The organism is Paenibacillus sp. MZ03-122A, from assembly GCF_024213325.1.
GTDB classification, from domain to species: Bacteria; Bacillota; Bacilli; order Paenibacillales; family Paenibacillaceae; genus Paenibacillus; species Paenibacillus polymyxa_B.
The window spans coordinates 56,284-79,302 of sequence record NZ_JANAVI010000013.1; the positions used below are offsets into that span (position 1 = coordinate 56,284).

The 23,019-nt window shown below is 42.0% G+C and carries 20 protein-coding genes and 1 other RNA gene; 13 read left to right on the forward strand and 8 right to left on the reverse strand.

Translation table 11 applies throughout. From position 1 onward, the window contains the following. Window positions 1-301: 301 nt before the first annotated feature. The 5 genes from NLX74_RS21115 to NLX74_RS21135 all read left to right on the forward strand — a co-directional run bounded on the left by NLX74_RS21115 (window position 302) and on the right by NLX74_RS21135 (window position 5,333). Window positions 302-1,006 carry a class I SAM-dependent methyltransferase gene (locus tag NLX74_RS21115; protein WP_013368867.1) on the forward strand — a complete coding sequence of 235 codons (705 nt, stop codon included), beginning with the start codon at window positions 302-304 and terminating at the stop codon, window positions 1,004-1,006. Between the two features lie 38 nt (window positions 1,007-1,044). Beyond that, a complete protein-coding gene (locus tag NLX74_RS21120) occupies window positions 1,045-1,308 on the forward strand; it encodes a PqqD family protein (RefSeq protein ID WP_013368866.1) in 264 nt (87 codons plus the stop codon). Between the two features lie 16 nt (window positions 1,309-1,324). Further along, a complete protein-coding gene (locus NLX74_RS21125) occupies window positions 1,325-1,831 on the forward strand; it encodes a hypothetical protein (protein ID WP_254329938.1) in 507 nt (168 codons plus the stop codon). 108 nt (window positions 1,832-1,939) lie between these two features. Then, window positions 1,940-4,174, forward strand: a complete 2,235-nt coding sequence (asnB, locus tag NLX74_RS21130; protein WP_254329939.1) for an asparagine synthase (glutamine-hydrolyzing) — start codon at window positions 1,940-1,942, stop codon at window positions 4,172-4,174. 643 nt (window positions 4,175-4,817) lie between these two features. Then, a complete protein-coding gene (locus tag NLX74_RS21135) occupies window positions 4,818-5,333 on the forward strand; it encodes a hypothetical protein (protein WP_254329941.1) in 516 nt (171 codons plus the stop codon). 324 nt (window positions 5,334-5,657) lie between these two features. On the opposite strand, the gene NLX74_RS21140 is transcribed toward NLX74_RS21135, so the two are convergent. Beyond that, complete coding sequence (locus NLX74_RS21140; protein ID WP_254329942.1) at window positions 5,658-6,083, reverse strand: hypothetical protein; 426 nt, start codon at window positions 6,081-6,083, stop codon at window positions 5,658-5,660. Window positions 6,084-6,166: 83 nt separating this feature from the next. Beyond that, window positions 6,167-6,412: a hypothetical protein gene (locus NLX74_RS21145; RefSeq protein WP_063212121.1), complete on the reverse strand. Its 246-nt coding sequence runs from the start codon at window positions 6,410-6,412 to the stop codon at window positions 6,167-6,169. Window positions 6,413-6,640: 228 nt separating this feature from the next. Here NLX74_RS21145 and NLX74_RS21150 point away from each other — a divergent pair, with 228 nt between their 5' ends. Next, complete coding sequence (locus NLX74_RS21150; RefSeq protein WP_254329944.1) at window positions 6,641-7,681, forward strand: hypothetical protein; 1,041 nt, start codon at window positions 6,641-6,643, stop codon at window positions 7,679-7,681. Window positions 7,682-7,714: 33 nt separating this feature from the next. On the opposite strand, the gene NLX74_RS21155 is transcribed toward NLX74_RS21150, so the two are convergent. After that, complete coding sequence (locus NLX74_RS21155; RefSeq protein ID WP_254329945.1) at window positions 7,715-8,077, reverse strand: helix-turn-helix domain-containing protein; 363 nt, start codon at window positions 8,075-8,077, stop codon at window positions 7,715-7,717. A gap of 535 nt (window positions 8,078-8,612) precedes the next feature. Here NLX74_RS21155 and NLX74_RS21160 point away from each other — a divergent pair. From NLX74_RS21160 to NLX74_RS21190, 7 genes are all read left to right on the forward strand, one after another. Continuing rightward, window positions 8,613-10,235 (forward strand): hypothetical protein, encoded by a 1,623-nt coding sequence (locus NLX74_RS21160; protein WP_254329947.1) that lies wholly within the window; start codon window positions 8,613-8,615, stop codon window positions 10,233-10,235. 154 nt (window positions 10,236-10,389) lie between these two features. Continuing rightward, the gene (locus NLX74_RS21165; protein WP_254329949.1) at window positions 10,390-10,878 is read left to right on the forward strand and encodes a hypothetical protein; all 489 of its coding nucleotides are present in this window, start codon (window positions 10,390-10,392) and stop codon (window positions 10,876-10,878) included. 384 nt (window positions 10,879-11,262) lie between these two features. Beyond that, window positions 11,263-11,817, forward strand: coding sequence for a bifunctional DNA primase/polymerase (locus NLX74_RS21170; protein ID WP_254329951.1), 555 nt, complete (start codon window positions 11,263-11,265; stop codon window positions 11,815-11,817). Continuing rightward, complete coding sequence (locus tag NLX74_RS21175) at window positions 11,799-13,709, forward strand: DNA primase family protein (RefSeq protein WP_254329953.1); 1,911 nt, start codon at window positions 11,799-11,801, stop codon at window positions 13,707-13,709. Before NLX74_RS21170 ends, NLX74_RS21175 begins: the two co-directional genes overlap by 19 nt. Before the next feature lie 392 nt (window positions 13,710-14,101). Further along, the gene (locus NLX74_RS21180; protein ID WP_139625352.1) at window positions 14,102-14,467 is read left to right on the forward strand and encodes a hypothetical protein; all 366 of its coding nucleotides are present in this window, start codon (window positions 14,102-14,104) and stop codon (window positions 14,465-14,467) included. Window positions 14,468-14,595: 128 nt separating this feature from the next. Continuing rightward, window positions 14,596-15,045 carry a JAB domain-containing protein gene (locus NLX74_RS21185; RefSeq protein ID WP_025675870.1) on the forward strand — a complete coding sequence of 150 codons (450 nt, stop codon included), beginning with the start codon at window positions 14,596-14,598 and terminating at the stop codon, window positions 15,043-15,045. A 388-nt stretch (window positions 15,046-15,433) separates the two neighbouring features. Continuing rightward, a complete protein-coding gene (locus NLX74_RS21190) occupies window positions 15,434-16,993 on the forward strand; it encodes a recombinase family protein (protein WP_254329955.1) in 1,560 nt (519 codons plus the stop codon). Here NLX74_RS21190 and ssrA read toward each other — a convergent pair. The 5 genes from ssrA to eno all read right to left on the reverse strand — a co-directional run bounded on the left by ssrA (window position 16,954) and on the right by eno (window position 23,003). Then, window positions 16,954-17,318: a transfer-messenger RNA gene (gene ssrA / locus NLX74_RS21195) on the reverse strand. The genes NLX74_RS21190 and ssrA overlap by 40 nt on opposite strands. A 250-nt stretch (window positions 17,319-17,568) precedes the next feature. After that, window positions 17,569-18,048, reverse strand: a complete 480-nt coding sequence (gene smpB, locus NLX74_RS21200; protein WP_013308270.1) for an SsrA-binding protein SmpB — start codon at window positions 18,046-18,048, stop codon at window positions 17,569-17,571. A gap of 281 nt (window positions 18,049-18,329) precedes the next feature. Then, window positions 18,330-20,945, reverse strand: coding sequence for a ribonuclease R (gene rnr / locus NLX74_RS21205; RefSeq protein ID WP_254329956.1), 2,616 nt, complete (start codon window positions 20,943-20,945; stop codon window positions 18,330-18,332). A 196-nt stretch (window positions 20,946-21,141) separates the two neighbouring features. After that, complete coding sequence (secG, locus tag NLX74_RS21210) at window positions 21,142-21,375, reverse strand: preprotein translocase subunit SecG (protein WP_013308268.1); 234 nt, start codon at window positions 21,373-21,375, stop codon at window positions 21,142-21,144. A 341-nt stretch (window positions 21,376-21,716) separates the two neighbouring features. Further along, on the reverse strand, window positions 21,717-23,003 hold the full coding sequence (gene eno / locus NLX74_RS21215; RefSeq protein WP_013308266.1) for a phosphopyruvate hydratase: 1,287 nt from the start codon (window positions 23,001-23,003) through the stop codon (window positions 21,717-21,719). Window positions 23,004-23,019 lie beyond the last annotated feature (16 nt).

Below are 23,019 nucleotides of genomic sequence, written 5' to 3' on the forward strand. Positions count from 1 at the left end.
TGGAAATTATGATATCTTTATAATTTCCAGAAAGGAGGTGAAAAATATGAAAAAAGTGTACAAAAAGCCTCGTGCATTAGAATTGCGTCGTATGACAATGGATGGTGGACATTAAGAGGTTACGGCAATTTTAAATCTGAAATATATTCTTGGAGGTGAATAATATGAAAAAAGTGTACAAAAAGCCTCGTGCATTGGAATTGCGTCGTATGACAATGGATGGTGGACATTAATTAACCCTATCTAAACTCAACGTGAGCGTATTTTGCGCTCACGTTATATTTCTTTAGGAGGCCAGACTATGATTACAGCTGAAGAGTGCCAAACCTATAATAAATTCATAAAAAAGTATCAACCTCATCTTTATCCACTTTTAGGTGCCCATATATCTCGTTTATACGAGCGAAAAGGTGGAGTGGTTATTGACATGGGCACTGGGCCTGGATACTTAACGGTTGAACTTGCAGAACGCTTAAAGGCGAATGTACATGCTGTTGACATTAATCCAGCAATGCATGACTTGGCGCGGAGACTGGTTGAAGAACGTGGTCTTTCTAAATCGGTCCATTTTGATGTAATTGACGTACATAATCAAATCTACCCGGATAATTACGCGGATTTGGTGGTTTCATACTCTTGTTTACATCATTGGGAAAACCCTGTAAGAGCGTTGTTAGAATGCTACAGGGTATTGTCTCCAAATGGATTGTTAATTATTATTGATACGCTGCCTAATAATAAAGATACACTTAATGCACTTAAGCGTTCTATTCCTGAGCCAGAGTATTTCCGTTTTATTCGTGAAGCCTTTGAGGAAAGCTATTCAATGTCAAAAATTGAAGAGATGATACATGAAGCTGGTATAGTAGATTTTGAACTTAATCTTTTTAAGTTCAATGAAGAAGATATTGCTGATTGTATTGAAGTTTTGGAGGACCTGCATATTCCTGAGGTCGAGGCGGAAGCTAACACCGAAAATTGGATACTAACAGCTTGTAAAAAGTGATGTTTATCATACAATCTATTTTTTAGGAGGATAATCTAATGAACTTTAATGAAAATACAATTTTAAGAAAAAATCCTGATATATCTACTCGCAATTACCTTAAAAGTACTATTATCGAACCTGGAATTACCCTAAACGAGGTAGCAACAAATCTGTTTGAACGAATTGATGGAATACGTACTTTAGCTGAAATATGCAAAGATATGGTAAAAGAATATGAGGTAGATTACCAAACGATATTAGGTGATTCCGTTGAACTAGTTCAAGGTTTAATTGAAAAAAATATTATTCTAGTTGAATAGGTGCTGAGTATTCATTATGCGAAAACTTACTATTGATGAATTGAGACAACTAGTCCCTGAATATAATAATGATCTTGCTAAAGAGCGTGCTAGTGGAATATTTAATTATATTATAATGATGGTCGCGCTCGCACGCGACCATCATATGCAACATCAAGATTTAGTGAATTGGATTCACAGACATTTTGAAGAGCGTGGTTATTATGAGGAAACTTTATTGAAATTTGGATCGGGCAACACAAAGTTGTTTTTACAAGATTTTGTAATAGGACGTAGCCTATTATATGAAAATATCGAAGTTTTTATCCACGAAAATGGTAATTATGAAGTTCAAAGTACTTCATGGTGGTTAAATCAACCAACCGATGCTTGTTTCTATTTTGATATGGAACCTGAAGAGATTGTAAAATATGTACAGTCACTTGCTTGCTCCAAAGCAGATCGTCTTGGGATAACTCTAAAAATTTCTCATAACAATGGAATAGAACAAGCATTGATATGCAAAAAGGACACTATTATATAATTCTTGTTTTAAATGTAAAGTGGTTAAATCATGACTCTCTGAAATAGCTCTGATAATGTACTATCCCTAGTATTAATCTACAAAAAATTATTATGGAGGATTTGTACTATGTGTGGAATTGCTGGTGTAGTTAGATTAGACGGTACCTCTTTACCCCAAAATGTAGATACTATATTGCAAAATATGGCCGAAGAAATTTCATATAGAGGACCTGATGATGAACAATTCTTTATAAAAGGACCTTTGGGTTTCGCTTTCCGTAGGCTTTCAATTGTAGATATTAATGGAGGAAAGCAACCTCTTACAAATGAGGACGGTACAATTGTGCTAATTGCAAATGGGGAGATTTATAACAGTACGGAGTTAAGAGCAAAATTATCTTCAAGGCATCAATACAAAACTAATTCAGATTGCGAAATTATCTTGCATTTGTATGAAGAGAAAGGAATAGATCTACTTCAAGATTTAATTGGTATGTATGCATTTGCTCTTTGGGATTCTCGGAAGCAAAAAATGTTTATAGCACGGGACCGTTTTGGGATCAAGCCATTATTTTTTACTGCTAACCGTGAGAGATTGGTATTTGCTTCGGAAATAAAATCATTGATGAAATATCCCGATTGTCCACGATCTCTTGATTGGAATAAAGCTTTAACTGATCCATGGTTGAGTGGCTATATCGCAACTGATCTATCTGATCCTTCTTCATTTTTTGAAGGGATAGAGCATTTACCAGCTGGATGTGCAGTAGAAGTCGACGTTAAGAAGGGCAGTTGGAAGCAAATTCGCTATTGGGATTTATTAGCGAACAATAATCAATCATTTGCAGAACTCAGCGATCAAGAAATTATTAATTATTATGCCAATTTACTTGAAGATTCGGTCCAAAAGTGTTTGCAAAGTGATGTAGAAATTGGATTATTCCTAAGCGGGGGGATCGATTCGGCGTCCATTGCTGCAATAACATCAGAGCGACAAAATATCCATACATTTTCAGTGTTAAGCCAGAGCACCCTAACGAATGAAGATGCTAAGTATGCACATATTACTGCTAAGTACTTAGGACTTCCAAATCATCAAGTCTTATTTCATTGGGATGAGAATGACTTCGAACCAAACCATTGGAGAAAATTGTTATGGTTATGTGAATCACCACTTTGTGGTCCAGAGCAGTTGTACAAATTCCATTTACATCGCTATGCTCGCTCTGTTTGCCCCGATCTAAAAGTAATTTTAACTGGTCAGGGAAGTGATGAATTTAACGGTGGTTACAGTAGTGTTTTAGCTCCTGCTTGGGAGAATAATTGGGAAGGGTTTACAAAAAACCTTAACCGTCTAGAAATGGGAAGATACATGAGTAATTTACCATCTAAACTCTTTGTCTGGGAAGAACACTTTGAGCAATCACCACTCTCAGAGAAATTTATTTTATCTAAGAGCAGTGAGGTTCGTAGGGAAAGTTCTTGGGAAGCCTACATATTAACGAAGTTTAGAGATATCCAAATGTATAATTGTTGGCTTGAGGATAGAATAGCTGCGGGTAATAGTATTGAAAATCGTGTACCCTTTCTCGATCACCGAATTGTTGAATTTGCTCTATCTATCCCGTCCGCTAGGCGAAAAGGACTTTTTTGGGATAAAAAATTACTACGATCAGGCATTCGAAACCGACTCCCCTCAGAATTATATAAGAGATCTAAAGTACCATTCTTTTATGGTGAAGATGCAAGGTTTACACTTCGTATGATGCTGGATCTCTTATTAAAACAGAAGAGCGTATTACTTGAAGAAGCAGTGGCTTCCTCCAAATTTTCTGATTTTATCGATACTGATGCTTTCTTCTCAATAGCTCATCAGCTATCACAAGACCCAGAGGTAACTAATATGGAATATTTTCTCCGTATAGTAAATATGGGTTTATTGCAGCACATGGTTGAGCAAACGAATGTTAAGTATGAAGACTCAGACAATTTTATTATTCTTTCTAACCATCCTATTGAAAACTGGGAGAAAAACGAAGAAGAAATTCACTTGAAATTATCCAAACGCCGTGAAGCAATTAAATTAGAGGACATTCCTTTATTTGCTCCAGAAGTATTTTTGATGCAACGAGATGACATTCAAAAAGATAATCATGCCTATTTAGTTGTGGATAACCATCTTACATACGCTCTTTCTGAAGATGAAGCCGGGCAGTGGTTACGGGTTTTAAGGAAAATAAACGGGGAGCAATCTTTGAAAGAAATTTTGTCTGATTTAGATATAACTGAATCTGAGATTAGAAAATTTTTAGAAGAAGCAATTGACTTTGGTGTTATAACTATGAAACCAATTGCTAACTAAATTTAATATACAAGCTCTTATATAGAGGGAGAAAGCTCGTTTAATTTGTATTTTAAGGTAGGCTGAATTAAGATAACCTTTTAATATACATTCTCATTTTCTCTCATGGCATTTTACAGTAAAACCCACTTCAACTTTTTTCTAGATTCAAACCACTCTTTTTGGGATAATACTGGTTAAATATCATAAAAATGCCTTTATTATAAAATAAAATAGATATTATTACTTTGAAAGGCCATCTATTGATGGTCTTATTTTCTTTTAGGAGGTTACATTATGCGTATTATACAGACCCAGCAAGACATCGACTCACTGCAACACTCTTCGCTTTCCCCCTCTTTTTTAAAACACATCCAAGAATACTTCACTCAGTTTCGCAACTCATTCCATGACCAAGATGATCCGTATTTTTCCCTCAGCCTTCCGGCCCTATCTTCATACTAGAAGCAGGGGATAACCTACACGATCTTAGCCTCGTAGGTTTTAGACGAGAAGACGACGGACTTTTCGGTATTTGCCCTGAATACGTCGAGTTGTACGACCTCGGCAACACCCAAATCTACAAAATCGCCGTCATGAACACCAACGACTATATCATCACCCTGTTCACACAAGTCGGAATTCACCACAAGGAGGCCGAACAGTGGCTAAAAGAACAAGCAGAAGTTTAAAGGCAAATGAGGAAAACATACTGAACAAGCTAAAAGAGGTCATTGAATACAACGGGGACGTTGTAAATAATCCTGAATCGTACGGAAACACTTGGATCATGGCGCTTGCGGTTAGGCCGTTCACCCACAATCAAAAACAGCTTCTACCCGCCTGTTTGGAAGAGCATGAAGTGCTCCATCCCGAACAGGCCTTTTTTGTGCGTATGATCATCAGAACAACCGATCGGAATGGGACAAACAGATACGTGGACGGTACGAATCTATGTGTGACAATAGACCAAGATACCGGAATTGTAGATATTGCAAAAGAGGACGAAGCACTGTCAGACAGCCCTGTATTTCATGGCGGAGAAATTGCAGATGCCTTGCGTTGGGTGAACGAGTTAGCCGATCCTTATTACATCGCGCTAGAAGACCCTTTCCTTACACCGGAGCAACGCCTTCTGTTCATGCAGAGTGCAAAAGAGGATGATCCTTTTACCCTGTAAATGAATTTTTTCCAATCAAAAAGCGACAGTATCGACGAATGTGTCATTCTATGCCAGAGCCGATACTGTCGCTTTTTTCCAACCCAAAAAAACTCTACATTATTGAAAGTTGGCGAGTATTTAATTTTTATAAATTAATCTTATCAACACACCCAGAATAGTCCAAACAATAGCAATAGTTGCTTTCATTCTAAAGGAGCTGCTCATTTTCCCCATCTTGTTCACTTTATTGGAAATCCAGATAAACACTGTCGCAAACAAATATCCTATAATTAAATCAATTATTATATAAATTATTGGCAATAAAATGGACACTAGTCCTCTTCACCCTTTCAGATTAATTCTAGGTACGTTGACAAAATTGTTACTTAGAGTACTAGGACCATAACCCATTTTTTTCAAGAAAAAATCCACCCGACGTTTACTATCTTCTACCTCAATAATAGTAAACCATTTTTGAAAAATGTTAAATTCTTTTAATTGTAGTAGTGCTCTTAAATCCAACGCCCCCACTGCATATCTAGTCTTTTTACTTTTTCTCTCTAAGGTGAATGTATAAGTAGCAAGAGGAACCTCTGGCTCATCAGAAATATACCACTGGAAATTTACATCTGTTGTCGTATGAATTTCGGATAGCTGAACTAATACCTGAACGGACCCGCTCTGCTCAGGGTAAAAAGTATTCGTTATATTAATTGGTTTAAAATCTGAGGTCGTATCTTCACAGACTGTAATAGATTCTATATTCATATTCGTCCACCTGCCTTTCTATACTGTAAATCAAAAAACCAATACTCAAGTATGCCAGTATTGGTTTTTTGATTCATCTTTAATTAGTTACCTTTACCCCAAATAGCCACACCGATACCATAACGTATACCACCCGTTATTGCCCCACCAGCGGCACCAATTGTTCCTCCTAAAATGGCTCCAGGAACAGCTCCTACACCACCAGCGGCTGCGCCAGCAATACCTCCAGTTACAGCTCCTCTTGCTGCACCGGTTGCAGTGGAGCGGCCCACAACATTTCCGTCATTTGGGAACGCCTTATGTAATACAGAATTAACAGTAGAATTCATACTCACACCTCCTTTCAATATACTTTATCGGTACAATAAGGAATAAATTTAATATTTAAATTAAAAATTTTAATAATAAATTTCATAATAAGCACTTTTGTACTATATTTTTAATAATTATCTTCCAGATTCCACGGTATAATCTCACCAGCAATGGTACCCACGAATGCGTCATACTACGCCAAAGTCAGTACCATCGCTATTCCCATTTAGAAATGGAGCGGTACCATGTCAACGTTAACCTTCACGGAAAAAGAAAAACGCGCCCTTGTTGCTCTCATTCAAGAGCAAATGGACACGCATCTATCTCGCTTTCCTTTTGCCAGATACCCTGTATATCCTTTGGAAGAATGGAGGCGTCTTCTGTGTGATCCTGATGTAATCACCCCACCTCTTTTAAAGCAAATACTCGGTTGGACATTCGGGGGCTGGCAACGGAAAGACCTTTACTCTGCACAAAGTAGTGTGGTTAGAAACATCATCAAGTTGTGGTCAGAATTCATCAAAAAGATGCCCCCAACACCCGGAGACATCCTTCAATTTTGGGAAGAGCGGCTGACAGACTGGACAAATGGATTTCAGGCTGTTTCCTTCCTTTTACATCTCATGCGTCCCGATGAATACGAAATCACGGACTCTCATCGCCTTCAAGCCATGTATGAATTACTTCAAACGATCAATCACCAAGAAAACGGCCAGAGTTTGTCACGGTCGTTACTTGACCTCGAAAATTACACTAGCTTTTTCCGCGCCATCTTACCCAAGCTTTCCTTTGGTGATCACAACCGTATTCAGCTCGACCGTTTTCTAAAAGCCTACGGCAACCGTCATGCTTACAAAAATGTAGATAGCAGCTACATGACTAGTGAGCCTCACATCTGGCAATTCTCATGGAATGACGCTAAAACAGAACACTACGACTTGGAGAAAATCACTTTGCGCTCCAATGCAGATGTTCTATTTGCTTGCCTGCTCTCCTTACTGGATAAACAACCTGATGTGGGGCAAAAACTTACCATAGGACAGGTCGTTGAGCTGCTCCCTTTGGGTACTGGAGGCATTTGTAATCCCGCAAGCTTTAAATATGCTCTCATTTCCTTGTTTGGTAAGCAGAAAGGACGGGATTACTTCATTACGGAGGATTCTTCGCTCCAACAGGCTTTTACAGTACAAGCTAACCAATCGACTCGTGACATGAAGTTTTACACTCATTTTCAGGGAACAAAAATTACTGTTAATAAGAAATATATTAAGGAGCATGATCTTTGATCTAATCATCGTAAAATTACATTGAAAACTACATTATTTATTCTTTTCTTTATCAAATGTATGAAGCATGTCGCGCACAACTCTTTGAATCATTGCAACCTCCTCAAAACTTCTTTCCATGAGTAAAGAACGGTGCATTTCTATAACTTGATGCTTCTCTGTATTTCCTTCAATTCCATCTAACGAGCCGAACCTAAAAATTTCGACAGGTTCAACTTCAAGTGCAGAAGTAATTTTATCAATTGATTTCAGCGATATGTTACGCTCTCCTCGTTCAATGCCGCCAATATAGGAGTCCTGTAATTCGGACAGTTCTGCAAGCTTTGCTTGAGAAAGTCCTCGCTGCTTGCGTAAATTCCTGATCCTTGCTCCGACCAATTTTAACAAATCAGACATCTTATACACCCCTTATAAAGTAAGGGTAGTTAAAATGAATAAGGTTAAGTAATACTACTAAACTATAAAAATATCTTGTTTAAGATATTATAAGTACCCTATAATGAATTTATCTTACTTATAGTACTAGAGTAGTAGGCCAAATTGTATGCCCTCGCTATTCTACATAAGTGGCAATTTGTCTTAATCATCTTCTATTTCATACTGAAAGGATTGAATTCAATGTTAATGAAGTGGGCTATTGGGGGAGCATTCCTTGGGCTAATCGGCGCTTACCTTACGGATACAAATGTAGGGTCGGGTATAGTATTTGGTGCTATTCTCACCGTGATCATTCGTAAATGGATCTTTAGAAACCTTTGGATGTAGAACTGGTAGGTTTCTTTCAAAGATAGGAAACAAGGCCAGCCCGAAGCTGGCCTTTTGCACAAAACAACGAATAACTAAACTGGACTAATTCATAATAATACAAACCTCATAATTTATATTTATTTTCATTAGCTACGTTAAATCAATGTAGAAAGGTGTACCTCAAATGCTAACCAAGGCCGAACAAACTCCATCCACACCCAAAAATTTTAATTTTGAATGGAACGGAGGTTTCAGTTATCTTACGTACTTAAAAAAGAGAACAACCGCTACATTCGAGGGCGAAAAGCTGTTGCTCACTAGACAAAACTTCATCTTAGGCGCTTTTCCCTTACAGCCATCGACTCAGGACATTCCGCTCACCAACATCAACTCCATAGCTGTGGGCTCCAAGATCAATTGGTTTGACCTGGTATTTGCTATTTTGTTTGTATTCGTAACTCTGATCACCATGAACTTTTTGCCCTTACTCCTGACTACTCTTTTTCTGTGGCGCACCTTTAACACCAACATTCAAATACGCCAACGCTCAGGAAACAACCTGAACATCCTAACTGGTTCTAAAGGTGATGCAAACTCATTCATTCGAGTTCTAGCCGATACGATCAATCAAGTAAAGTATTCCGACAACACAGAAACGGGACAAAGTTCCATCGTTCCCCAAGTCCTAAGCAACAAGCCTAAAAAAATATTCGGCATAGTAAGTGCGGGGATTGTGGCGATTCTCATTTTACTGCTTGTCATTGCATCACGCGCAGGCTTTGATAATCCATACGTCGCCTGGGTTAAAGATGCTACGGTTCCAGGCGGCACCCATCATACGATGGACGAAGCCCTGAGCAATGACAAGTATTTTAGCAATGTCGTCTGGAAACAGGTCAACAAGGACGGCAACGAAGAAGATGTAAACAAATACGTTATGTACCAAGCCACCTACACCGATCAAGGTGTGAGCATCAACATCCAAACCGTATTTCAAGTGTTTTCCAAAAACCAATTCACTCCCGTTGCTTATACCATTGATGGAGATGGGCAGGAACTGTCGGACTGGACTTACTTTTTAGTAGAGGTCACTTCCAAACTGGATGGAAGTCCCCCATCCTCGGATAAAGGGGCTTGGCAAGAAAGCGCCTCTACTTCTTCCATATCAAAGTCCCCTCAGTCAGAACCCCCGACTCAAACCAATGTCGAAGCCAAATCATCTGAACAGGAACCCGCTCCTCCTGTGCAGGTAGCTACAACACCTGTGAAGGAAGCACAGAAAACAGCGCCAACATCCGATGCCGTCCCAACGGTGAGCTTAAAAAACTTCAACCACTGGACTCCTCCTGCTGCTGATCTCACCTATCCTGTTCATTTAGATGGGGATAACATGGACATTGTGCTGGGTTTGGATCATCCCAATGGCGTGAAAGCACAAGTTGTGGATCATGCTTTGGGGCAGGGCTGGAACATATCCTTGCCTTCCATAGAAGGCAGTAGTCCCTTTGATGAATTTGGAGACCTGTTGCCTGGTTACTCCCTGGCTGTCAAAGAACACGATTTTACTCAAGATGGAACGCCTGAAATTGTTGTAGTCGCCAGCGATGGGCAAGCCGACATGTATGTGTGGATACTCACATATAATTTCATGGCTTCAGAACAAGGAACTTCACCATTAGAACTGATGTGGAGTGGTATGGGACAATCGGATATCTTAATGTCTGGCAACCAGTTCCTACTTCCATACGGTTCGCAGGGACTGTACGAGGAATACAAGTACGCTAATGGAGTTTTTGTTAAAAACTAAACACGAATCTAGCTCCTAGTTTAATAGCAGCTAGATGTACAGAAAGACGAGCTGTGAAATCTCGTCTTTTTTATGCTCTGCAAGTCATCGTAAGTCCTTCTTAACTTTTAGCCTGCTTCCATATATACTTTTCAAGAAGGGAGAGACTACAACGATGAATCCAGCCATTAAAAGAAGCAGAGAGAAACTACGCAATAATATAGGGGCAATTATTAATAAAGCAGATATCCTGTATGCTGATTTTGAAGTTGATATTTTGGATGATCGTATTCTATTAACAATATCAGGACAAGATGAGCACGCGGCTAAGATCGTTAAGGAAATCCTAATAACTAACCAGCCAATAAAGCACTTGTACAATCAAGCTAAGTATAATGAAGTTCTAAAAATACTTAAAGAAGTTTCACAAGAAACGAATAACTTGTTAAGAAAGCTGAAACGAGAAAGAACGAATAAAAATAAGGCGCTAAAAGAAGAAGACAAAGTAGAAATGGCTGAATCCCTTGAACACCTATCCAAGAAATATTTGATTAAAATTATTATTAAATATTTTTCCATAAAACAGATCGACAAACTACGACAGATAGCTGATAAGAAAAAGAAAGAAAAAGAGAAGAACCTTAATTTGAGCGGTGAGGAGTAATTCCTCATCGCTCTTTTTCTAAAAATTTCCTCGATTCAACTATAGTTTTTTTTCAAAACGGGAGAAATTTAACGTAAAACCTCAAAAAAACGAGAAATTCATATAAAAAGCAATGCTCTTGATAGAATTTTGGGAACTTGAATACTCTCAAAAACACAACAGGGGAGCTTCAATATCCCTATTCATTTTTTTTCAAAAATTCAATCCTACTCAACTACAAAAAACGTCCTTTTATCTTTGATATTCTTATTATGCAAGCAACGCAAATTAACTTGAACAAGCTTGCAACAAGTTCTTTGATAACCAAATACGCTTAGCCGCTTTACCTTCTTCAAGAGATAGAAATGCGGTTAAGGTTTAGAAAACAGAGAGGGGAATAACATCATGAACAACCCAAATAGTCAGAATGCTACAGATCGTACGGAGGAAATACGGCGTTACTTTTACAAATACGCAGCCATGGGCTTACCTGTCATACCACTTTGCCCTCACAATCACGAAGGGATGTCTGAGAGGCATAAAGAAACATGCAGACATCCTGGAAAAGTTCCTTTGTTTAAGGGATGGCAAGAGGCTGCGCCACCATCCCAAGCCAAGATTAACCGTTGGCTCTCCAAATGCCCGTCATGTAACATCGGGTTGGTACTAGGAGAAAATAGCAGCATCATCGGCATCGATGTGGATGGAGAGAAGGGATTTGACATCCTAGAGCGCATTTCCCAAGGGTTTGTACCCTCTACATGGCAATTCAGTACCCCTAGTGGAGGAATGAGATACTTGTACAAAATCCCGGAAGGTTCGTCGTTCACTAGTTGGGTAGAGCGACACCCGACGGAGTCACATTGCGAAGTAAACGTGTTGGGAAGTGGACGTCAGACCGTTCTTCCCCCATCCATTCATACAAACGGAGGTCAATACCAATGGATCATCGAACCCTAAAGGCCAGTGCATTGCTGGCAGAAGCACCCTCATGGATTTTTCAGCATCCTACTCGGGTGCCGACCAACAAAAACACGTTTGCATCTGCACAAACCAACGTACAAGGTAACCTGAAAACCTTGTACGGTCGTTGCCCCCGTTTTGCCCAGGATTACGTCACCCAGCAACAACAGGGTCTGGATGAAGAAACCTGGTTTAAGTGGGTACAGTTACTCCCAAAGGAGTTAGCATTAGAGTTTTCTGCGCTTTCTGATAAACACGACACACATAGTCAGAATCGCATTCGTCAATTACAGCAGAACAAGAAGCCACCTACGCGCTGCCGCACGTTTGGCTGTAATGAACAACAAATCGCCACTTGCTTCCAAAACCATGTACGTACAAATGAGGAGGGAATCATCGTGAATAGTCCTGCTAAAATGTTAAGTCAACCCAAAACCAAAAAAAGTACTCGTCCTAATTCCTACATGTCCAAAACGTCCAAACTGAAGTCTCTGCATAATATAGGTCCGAAAGACGTTGGCTTTACCTTAGATAATAACAATAAGCCGACACGCTTAAACCCTAACCTATTTTCTGAATTCATCCGTCGTCATTACCTCAAAACTATTTTTGTAGCTCCTGAGCAACGTTACTATGTTTACAATTCTGGAGTATGGCGGGATCAACTTCCCGATGTACTCAAAAAGAATGTACGAAAAATTCTTCACACTTGGGTTCCTTATTTCTGGAATTCTAAAATCGAAGCGGAGTACATGACTGCCTTGACACGTGATTGCACACGGGAACATCTAATGGACGGCAAGCGCGACTACATTAACCTAAAAAATGGGATGCTTGACCTACGTAACTTCCAGTTGGACGATCATGATCCTAAGTTCTATTCCAGCGTACAGGTTCCCATCGCGTATGACCCTGAAGCTACATGTCCAAAATTTGAAGCCTTTTTGAATGATATTTTCGATCAGGACCAGGAGCGTATTGACCTCATTGCCGAAATCTTTGGCTACTGTCTGACCACATCCACCCAAGCCGAGCAAGTCTTTCTCTTTTACGGCAAAGGATCTAACGGGAAGTCTGTACTCATTCATGTGCTGAAAAGCCTGATTGGAGAACGTAATACATCGGCTCTCTCTTTAAATGACCTGGAAAAACCTTTTGCCCGTTCCGAGATGATTAACAAACTGGTCAACATCACCACCGAGAATGAAGTAGGCAGTAAGGGGATTGAAACGAGCTACCTAAAGGCTATCGCTTCCGGCGATCCCGTTCGTACGGAAGAAAAGTTCAAACAGGGCTACATGCAGGAGCTGTTTTGTAAGCTCATATTTGCAACGAACAACCTGCCCTACTCCAAGGACAAAAGCTACGGACTAATACGTAAAATGACCATCCTTCCCTTTGAAAAGACATTTACAGACGAGCAAAAAGATCCGAATTTGAAGGACAAGCTGATGAAGGAGGGTGCTGGTATTTTGAACTTCGCGTTAAAAGGATTGGAACGTTTACGTAAACACTCATACCGTTTTACAAAGTCGAAAAAGGTACAGCAACTGGCTAACCAGTACAGCCAAATGATCAACCCTGTTCAAATGTTTGTTGAGGATATGATTGAAGCTAATCCTGAGAGTAGACTGCTTAACAAGGGCCTAAAAGCTGGTTTTGTAGACTGGTGTCAGCGTGAAGGCCATAACGGTCTGTCCAACATCAGCAACCAGCAACTGACGAATAAAGTAAAAGAAGTTTTGAATGAACAAGGAATTGTATTTGAAACCAATAAGTCCGGCGGGGAACGTTTAATCAAAGGCATTTGCCTGAAACTCGCTCCTAAGCCTTCTTGGATGAAGAGCACTCAAGTCCAAGTCGTTGATAACATTGATGACCTGGATTAAACGGTAATCCGAGGCGTTGTAGGACAGTCAGGGACGAAGGTGTGGCAGGTAAATCAAAGGCACGCCACGCCTGGACTCCTTGCCTGGTAAGGGGTTTGAAGAAAGCGGGGCGCTTGTGGCTTCTTCCCCCCCCCCTGACAAATCTTTTCATCCTTAATCATCTAAAAATAAAAAGAATAGTTTTTCAGAAAAAGGATCACAAGCGCCACGACACCTAAAAAAAGCCATATCCTGCAAGGAAAGAAGGCCGTGGCACAAGATTTCACAAACGCTCCTTTCGGGTCGCTTCAACGCCACGACACTGAGCACGATTTCTTAAACGATCTTCATTTGTTTGTAATCATTTTCTATGTTGTTTTTCCAAAAACTTTTATCATACGGGGGTAATCACTATGAAATTTTATAATGAACCGTACACAATCAGTGAATTGCTAGAATACATCTATTCCAGTGTCTGCATCCTAGGGCATTACGTTATCCGTATTCCTTGTGACCAAGTACATCTCGATGACTTTTCTATACTCAAACTGACCAAGCATTTACAGGGTACCTGCGAAGATTGGAGCGTTCAGGATGGATGGTACTTCATTACCTTTGAGCCCGGAGATCATGACTATGTTATAACCTTCGAACAACATCATTTTTACACGTCTAGTGTTGTCCGCTCGGTTGCCGAATGGTTACATGTAGATGAAAGCTCTATTGATTTGGAATGTCATCTCCGGTTTACCAATGAATCACGAGATGATTTTAGTTAAGTATATTTGAATACATGTTGTTAAAAGCACGTTAAAACGTTTCAAATAAGGCTTCAAACAGAAATTATAAATAGGATGGGCCTATTAACAGCGTCTATCTTATAATATTCTGCTCTGGAGGTTATCACATGAATAACACTATGAAGCGAGTTCAAGTGATTCACTTGAAGTTAATTCGAGAAAAGTCAATGCTGTTTTCAGGTCGCAAAGTTCATAAGCCGGACGATACCGTCCAACTCTTTCGAGAGTTCATTGGTGATTGTGATCGGGAGTCCTTCTGTATTCTCACGCTGAGCACCAAAAACCAGCCGCTGGCCTTACAGCAGGTTTCACTTGGCACGCTCAATTCATCTATCTTGCATCCCAGGGAGGTTTTCAAATTTTCCATTCTTTCCAATGCAGCATCCATCATCGCTTGTCATAACCACCCGTCGGGTGACCCTACGCCAAGTAGCGAAGATATTTCCATGTCCAGAAGGCTTCAAAAAAGTGGGGAACTGCTCGGTATCGAGCTACTGGATCATATCATTTTAGGCCAGGATGGCTATGTCAGCATGAAGGAAAGGGGGCTATTTTAAATTGGAAAAGTTAATCTTGGCCCTCATCGTTGCAGCAGCTCAACTGACCATAGAGATTATTAGTCAAAATAAAAAATAAGCCATCGGGGGAGATTATCATACTCGTACATTACGTCACTCGTATTTCAAGGCATAAGCTGAAACACACCTGTACTGATCCAGATACGACGTCGTGGAACCAAATCGACCAAGTGCGGGAAACAACGGAATGTTACTATCTTCCTGCTGTGCAGATGCTGGATACCATTCTCAAAAAGCAACGCTGAACCAATAGGCTCGCTTTATCTTTATCTTTATCTTTATCTTGCTGTGCTCCTCTTTCTGAGGAGCCAGCCTTTGATTTCTATTTACTATCATTTCGCCTACATCGAAAGGGGTAATTATACCAATGACTATTCAACGCGCCGCAGCTTACGCTCGCTTTTCCAGTGACAACCAACGGGATGAATCCATCGACGCTCAGGTTCGAGCCATTGAAGCCTACTGCAAACAAAAAGGCTTTGAACTCGTTAAAGTCTATATCGACCGCGCCAAAAGCGCCACCTCAGATAAACGTCCACAGTTCCAGCAAATGATTCTCGACAGTGAAAAAGGATTATTTGATGTGCTCATTGTTCATAAGTTGGATCGTTTCAGCCGGGACAAATACGACAGTGCTAAATACAAACGCAAACTGAAGTTGAACGGTATTAAACTGTACAGCGTCACCGAAAACCTAGATGGCTCTCCCGAAAGTGTCATTCTGGAATCTTTGCTGGAAGGTATGGCTGAGTACTATTCCAAAAACTTGGCCCGTGAGGTCATGAAGGGGATGAAAGAAACAGCATACCAATGTAAACATACAGGCGGCTTACCTCCCATCGGCTATGCTGTAGATCCTGTAACAAAAAAGTACATCATTAATGAAGAGGAACGCGGCATCGTCGAAACTGTTTTTTCTATGTTCCTCGCTGGTCACGGCTATAATCAGATCATTCGAGAACTGACGGAGCAAGGCTACACATCACGTTATGGAAAACCGATCAGCAAGGGAACCTTAGGTACCATTCTTCGCAATGAAAAGTACACAGGCACCTACATTTTCAACCTCACCGACAGCAAGGATGCGGCTGGTAAGCGTAATGGCAACCGGCATAAAAATAGTGAAGATGTAATTCGTGTCGAAGGTGGTATGCCACAACTTGTAACCAAGGAAGATTTTCAGAAGGCACAGGATAAGATGAATCAAAACAAGCGCCAACCTGGCGCTTACAAGGCAAAAGAAATGTACCTGCTTAGCGGACTCATTGTTTGCGGGGAATGTTTGAAAAACGTAGGCATTCAGTATGCCATGATGGGCAATACCAAATACAGCGGTAGAAGCAAACTGAAATATGTCACCTACCGCTGCGGTAACCGTGATCGGACAAAGGCATGTAAAAACCCTGAGCTGCGCCGCGAATACATTGAAGCCTACGTGCTGGCTCAGCTTCAGGAGAAGATTTTTAACGATCAGGCTATCCCTGTTCTGGCTAAACAGCTTAATGAGTACCAGAATTCCAAGCAAACGAGCGTCAAAGCCGATCAACAACGCCTGACCAAGAGTCTGGAAGGTGTGGAGCGCCAGATTGATAACATTGTAAATGCGGTGGCTGGCGGTCTGAACAATCCTACCATTCTTGAAAAGTTGTCCTCACTGGAACAGCAAAAGATTGAGCTAGAAACGAAACTGCTTGAGGCTCAGCAGGTAAAAGAAAAAGCAGCCATCACAGAGGATGCTCTGCGACAACTGCTTTCTGGCTTTCAGGACCACATCACCAGCCGGAACCTTCCTGAGATCAAGAAGTTCATCGGCAGCTATGTAGAAAAGGTGATCGTCTACAAAGAACATGTAGAAGTCATCTTTAAACTACAAGTTGTGGATTTGATCGATGGAGGCGAGGGGAGTCGAACCCCTGTCCGAAGATAACGACACATAAGCTTCTACGGGTGTAGTGACAGTTTTGATGTCACCCTAGAAACTCCCTGTCACCGGATTCCCTTCGGGTCAGCCTGATTATCTTCTTCAGCTCACCGCAGGCGGAGATGAGACAGCGTATTCCACTATTTGTTAGCCCCTATCCCAGTCACATGGACGATGCTGGGTAGAAGCACGCACACAGTTTCTTAGGCTGCGAAAGCGTAGTTGTTTTGTTGTTTGCCGTTTAATAGGCTTTAGCGTTGATGAAGCGGACGCGTCCCCACTACCCGCTACCCATGCTCGAACTATCCCCGTCGAATCCATAAACGCCCCCTTATTATAAAAGGGCTCCACGGTTAAAACCGGAAATACCGGAGCATAAGCATGCATAATATCAAAAGCTGAATCCTAGGATTCAACACTCGAACAAAGTTAAAAGCTTTAAAACTGACTACTTCGTTAGTATACCATATTACAGGTCATTACGAAACGAAATGAAGCTATTTAAGCCTTATAAAATAGCACCATTACAGGAACAAATAACTTCTCCACGTAATTTGTACCATACCCAATAATACAGCAACTTATCTTGCAATTTTCTGCTTCTCGCGCAAAGCACGTTGGATATCACGCTGTGCATCGCGTTTAGCGGCAGCATCACGTTTATCATACTGCTTCTTACCTCTACCCAGTCCGAGCAGAAGCTTGGCATAACCATTGCGAACATAAATCTTTAACGGAACAATCGTGTAGCCTTCCTGTTTGGACAATCCGATAAGCTTGCGAATCTGTTCTTTATGCAACAGCAGCTTACGTGTACGGGTCGGATCGGTAGGATTATTACGATTGCCTTGCTCGAAAGGACTGATATGCATATTGTGAATATGAATTTCGCCATTACGGATCGTAGCAAATGCATCACTTATATTGGAGCGACCATTCCGTAGAGACTTAATTTCTGTTCCCGTAAGCACCATGCCCGCCTCGTAGGTGTCCTCAATAAAATAGTCATGGGAAGCTTTTTTGTTCTGGGCGAGCACTTTCCCGTCTGCCTTCTTACCCATGAATACCACTCCTTATGAATAACGTAATTCACTCTTGAAATCCAAGCATCAAAATCCGGCTACAAAGAGCCACCTAGAAATATATTGTAACAAATTTCAGATGGTAAAAGCAAGAAAGGTCAAGCCTTCTACATTTCAAACTGCACTTATATCACACTTAAAACCAAGCGGCTTCCATCCAATACAGCAGACAGAAACCGCCCGTATAACCTATGCTTCAAAGTCAGCTTCATTCACTGCAATGGAAGCTCCACCCTTCAAAGTAAGTAAACTCTAACTTCCTACTTCTTCTTTTTCCGCACAAAGCCCGCGGTGCTATTGCCGCCACTTCCGCCCTTATTCTTCCGCTTGCGACGTGCTGCGCCTTCACCGTTTGGTCTGGCATCACTACCTGGTGTAGCTGCTCCGCCGATGAAAATACCGCTAGCAGACGTCTTCTTCCGTCGCTTGCTTGCCCCGGATGCTGGTGAGTTATACCCGCCTTTGCCACTGCCAAAGCCGAAGCTGCTAGCTGAGCCGGCTCCAGCTCCGTTTCCGCCGCCGCGCCCGGAACGACCTGCGGTGCTAATCCCTCCGTTACCAGCGCCAGCTTCTTTTGGCTTCCCGGTAACATCACGACCGCCTTTACGCTCTTTGCCAGTCTTGTCCTTGCCGCCCTTGCGGTCACGCCCTTCTCGGCCTTTGCCTTTACCACGGCTCTCGCCACGCGCAAAGTCTCCACCCTGTCCTGTACCGCCAGTCCGTTCACGGCGTTGCCGTTGCTTCATATCGACAAGTTCAAAGTCAATTGTGTAATCTTCCATATTCACACGTGCGACGCGAACTTTAACCTCATCCCCAATGCGGAACACCTTGGAGGTGCGTTCGCCAATCAACGCCATATGCTGCTCGTCAAAATGATAATAGTCGTCCGTAAGCGCACTCAGACGCGTCAGGCCCTCCACTGTATTGTCGAGCTCAATGAACATTCCGAAGCTGGTTACACTGCTGATGATCCCCTCGAATTCCTCGCCGACCTTGTCCAGCATGTATTCAGCCTTTTTCATCTGCTCTGTATCACGCTCTGCATCCACAGCCACACGCTCACGCTCGGAAGATTGCTGCGCAATATCAGGCATACGTGCAGTCAAATATTCCTGACGCTCGGCTGTTAAAGCCCCACCATTCTCCAATACCTCACGAATGACACGGTGAATCACCAAGTCAGGGTAACGACGGATCGGCGATGTAAAATGAGAGTAATACTCCGCTGCCAATCCAAAATGTCCTGTCGACTCCGCATCATACTTTGCCTGCTTCATCGAACGCAGCATCATCGTGCTAAGCACGGTTTGCTCCTTCGTACCCTGAATGTCTTCTAGCAACGTTTGTAGCGCACGCGGATGAATGGAATTCCCTCTACCTTTGATCTGATGCCCAAAATTAGCTGCGAAAGCCATAAAGTTTTGCAGCTTCTCTGGATCTGGGTCCTCATGAATCCGGTACAAGAAAGGTACTTTGAGCCAATGGAAATGTTCGGCTACCGTTTCATTGGCCGCCAACATAAACTCTTCAATAATTTGTTCAGCTATCGTACGATCTCTCTTTACAATATCGACAGCTTTGCCTTCATCATCCACAATCACTTTGGCTTCATCAAAGTCAAAATCAACCGCGCCTCGGCGCATTCGATTAGCACGCAGCTTCAATGCCAATTCCTTCATCGTGCCGAATACTTCAACAAGATCCTTGTACCGTTCCATCAGTTCAGCATCTTCCTCTTCGAGGATTTTGCGAACGTTAGTGTACGTCATCCGTTCCTTCGTTTTAATCACACTGGTGAAAATATCATGCTTTACAACCTTCATATGCTCATTGAATTCCATCTCACAGGATAAAGTCAGTCGATCCACCTGTGGATTCAAAGAACATATTCCGTTCGAAAGTCGATGTGGAAGCATAGGAATGACACGGTCAACCAAATACACGCTACAACCGCGGTTATATGCCTCCTGATCCAGCTTGGAGTTCTCACGCACATAATACCCTACGTCGGCAATATGAACGCCCAGACGGTAGTTTCCGTTCGGCAAGCGCTCTACATTGACAGCATCATCCAGGTCTTTGGCATCCTCACCATCAATGGTAACAATGATCTTATCACGCAGATCGCGCCGTCCCTGACGTACAATCTCTTCTTCCGTAATCGCGTCGGGAGCATTCTCGGCTTCCTCTGTCACTTCATCTGGAAAAGCTTCCGGAAGCTGATGCTTACGAATAACTGACAAAATGTCGACGCCCGGATCATCCTTATGACCCAAAACCTCCAACACTTCGCCTTCCGCTGCTGCTCGTCCTTCTGGATAGCTCACAATACGCACAACGACCTTTTGACCGTTTACAGCTCCATTGAAGCTTGTTTTTGGAATAAAAATATCCCGGTTAATACGCTTATCATCCGGCAAAACGAAACCGTATGCTTCGTGGCTCTGAAACACGCCTACTACTTGAAGCACTGCGCGCTTCACGATCCGTACAACTTCACCTTCTAGTCGACCGCCCGCAGGTCCCTTCGAGGACACTCTTACCAGTACCGTATCTCCATTCATCGCACTCTTTAAATCATTGGCATGAATATATACATCCGGGTGCTCCCGGTCCTCTGGAATCAGAAAAGCAAATCCCTTGGCATGAGCCTGCAAACGCCCACGCTGCAAATCCATTCGTTCCGGCACACCATAACGGTTTGTGCGGGTCAGCAGAATTTTCCCCTCTTCCTCCAAGGCATTCAATAGCTTAAGAAATTCACGGAAATCATCGGCATCCTTAATATCAAAGTGCTGCTCCAGCTCCTGGTAAGTCATGGGTTTGTATGCGGTCTCGCGCATAAAATCGAGTAGTTGTTGCTCTGTTATCATAATATTGTCCACCTCGGGTGACCTTTAATTTTCAGTAATAAAATCCGCATGTCCTTGTTCCTTGCTCCTGATACAAGGCTCTTAATATACTCATACCCTAGTATACACGAATTTAATCGACGGCATCCCTGCCTGTCCAAAATCTAAAAAAAGCCCCCGTTTCCCGCGAAACGAAGGCTTAAGGTACATATTTATCTTATTTTGCAAAAAATGCAACTAAAACAGAAACGATCATGAAACCCGCACCCAAAACAGCAGTTGCGCGTTGTAAAATCAAATCCATACCGCGAGCTTTTGTCTTGCCGAACAGATGCTCAGCACCGCCAGAGATGGCACCGGACAAACCTGCGCTTTTCCCCTTTTGCAGTAAAACAACCGCAATAACAGCAATCGAGAACACAACGAGCAGCACTTTCAAAAAGATTTCCATGAAAAATCCCACCTCCTGAGCTTATACATCTGTTTTGCAAAACAACACAGCCTCTTTTATGAAAACATGTACATATCATGTTATAACTAGCCGGAAATTAACGCAAAACACTATTTCTATTCTACCACAGCTTCCAGTAGATAACAACAGCTATAGCAAGTCACTCAGCCATTAAGCCTTTGCAAAGTTATAAATTCTCATACACATCCATAATAACAAAAAACAGACCTGCTCGCGGTGGCGAGTAGGCCTGTTTTATTCATGCGAAAAAGCTTTGAGCGTTCAGACTTCATGATCATAAACCATGAGTCAAGAGACGCCATCAGCATTTTTGCGCAATATTATTTTTTCAGGTTGTAGAAAGATTTCAGGCCGTGGTATTGAGCCAGTTCACCCAGTTGATCCTCAATGCGGAGCAATTGGTTGTACTTCGCAATACGGTCAGTACGGGAAGGAGCACCTGTTTTAATTTGGCCTGCATTTGTTGCAACAGCGATATCAGCGATTGTGCTGTCTTCGGATTCACCGGAACGGTGAGAGATAACAGCTGTGTATCCTGCACGTTTAGCCAATTCGATGGCATCAAATGTTTCAGTCAGCGTACCGATTTGGTTTACTTTGATCAGGATGGAGTTACCGATGTTTTCATCGATACCTTTAGCCAGACGCTCTGTGTTTGTTACGAACAGGTCGTCACCAACCAGTTGGATTTTGTTGCCCAATTTTTCAGTGAGCAATTTCCAACCTTCCCAGTCATCTTCGGAGCAACCATCTTCAATAGTGATGATTGGGTATTTATCAACCCAAGAAGCAAGCAGGTCAACGAACTCAGCAGAAGTGAAGGATTTGCCTTCGCCTTCCAAAGTGTATTTTCCATCTTTGAAGAACTCAGTGGAGGCAACGTCCATACCGAGGAATACGTCAACACCTGGTTTGTAACCAGCTTTTTCGATCGCTTCGATAATAGTGGACAGAGCTTCTTCGTTAGATTTGAAGTTAGGAGCAAAACCACCTTCATCACCAACAGCTGTGTTCAAACCTTTGGAGTTCAGTACAGATTTCAGGTTGTGGAAGATTTCTGCGCCTACACGCAGAGCTTCTTTAAATGTAGGAGCGCCTACAGGCAGAACCATGAACTCTTGTACGTCAACGTTATTGTCGGCATGAGCGCCACCGTTAACGATGTTCATCATTGGTACTGGCAATTGTTTAGCATTGAATCCGCCCAGGTAAGTGTACAGTGGCAAGCCCAGAGCTTCAGCAGCAGCGCGAGCTACAGCCATGGATACTGCCAGAATTGCATTTGCACCCAATTTACCTTTGTTATGTGTACCATCCAATTTGATCATCAGCGTGTCGATTTCTACTTGGTTCACAGCATCCAAGCCGATTACTTCAGGAGCAATAATTTCGTTCACGTTTTTAACAGCTTGCAGAACGCCTTTACCCAGGTAACGGGATTTGTCGTTATCACGAAGCTCTACAGCTTCGTGAGCGCCTGTGGAGGCACCGGAAGGAACGATAGCACTACCGATAGCACCGGATTCCAGATAAACTTCAACTTCAACCGTAGGGTTACCACGGGAGTCGAGGACTTCGCGAGCGTACACGTCAGAAATAATAGTCATTTGTACTTAATCTCCT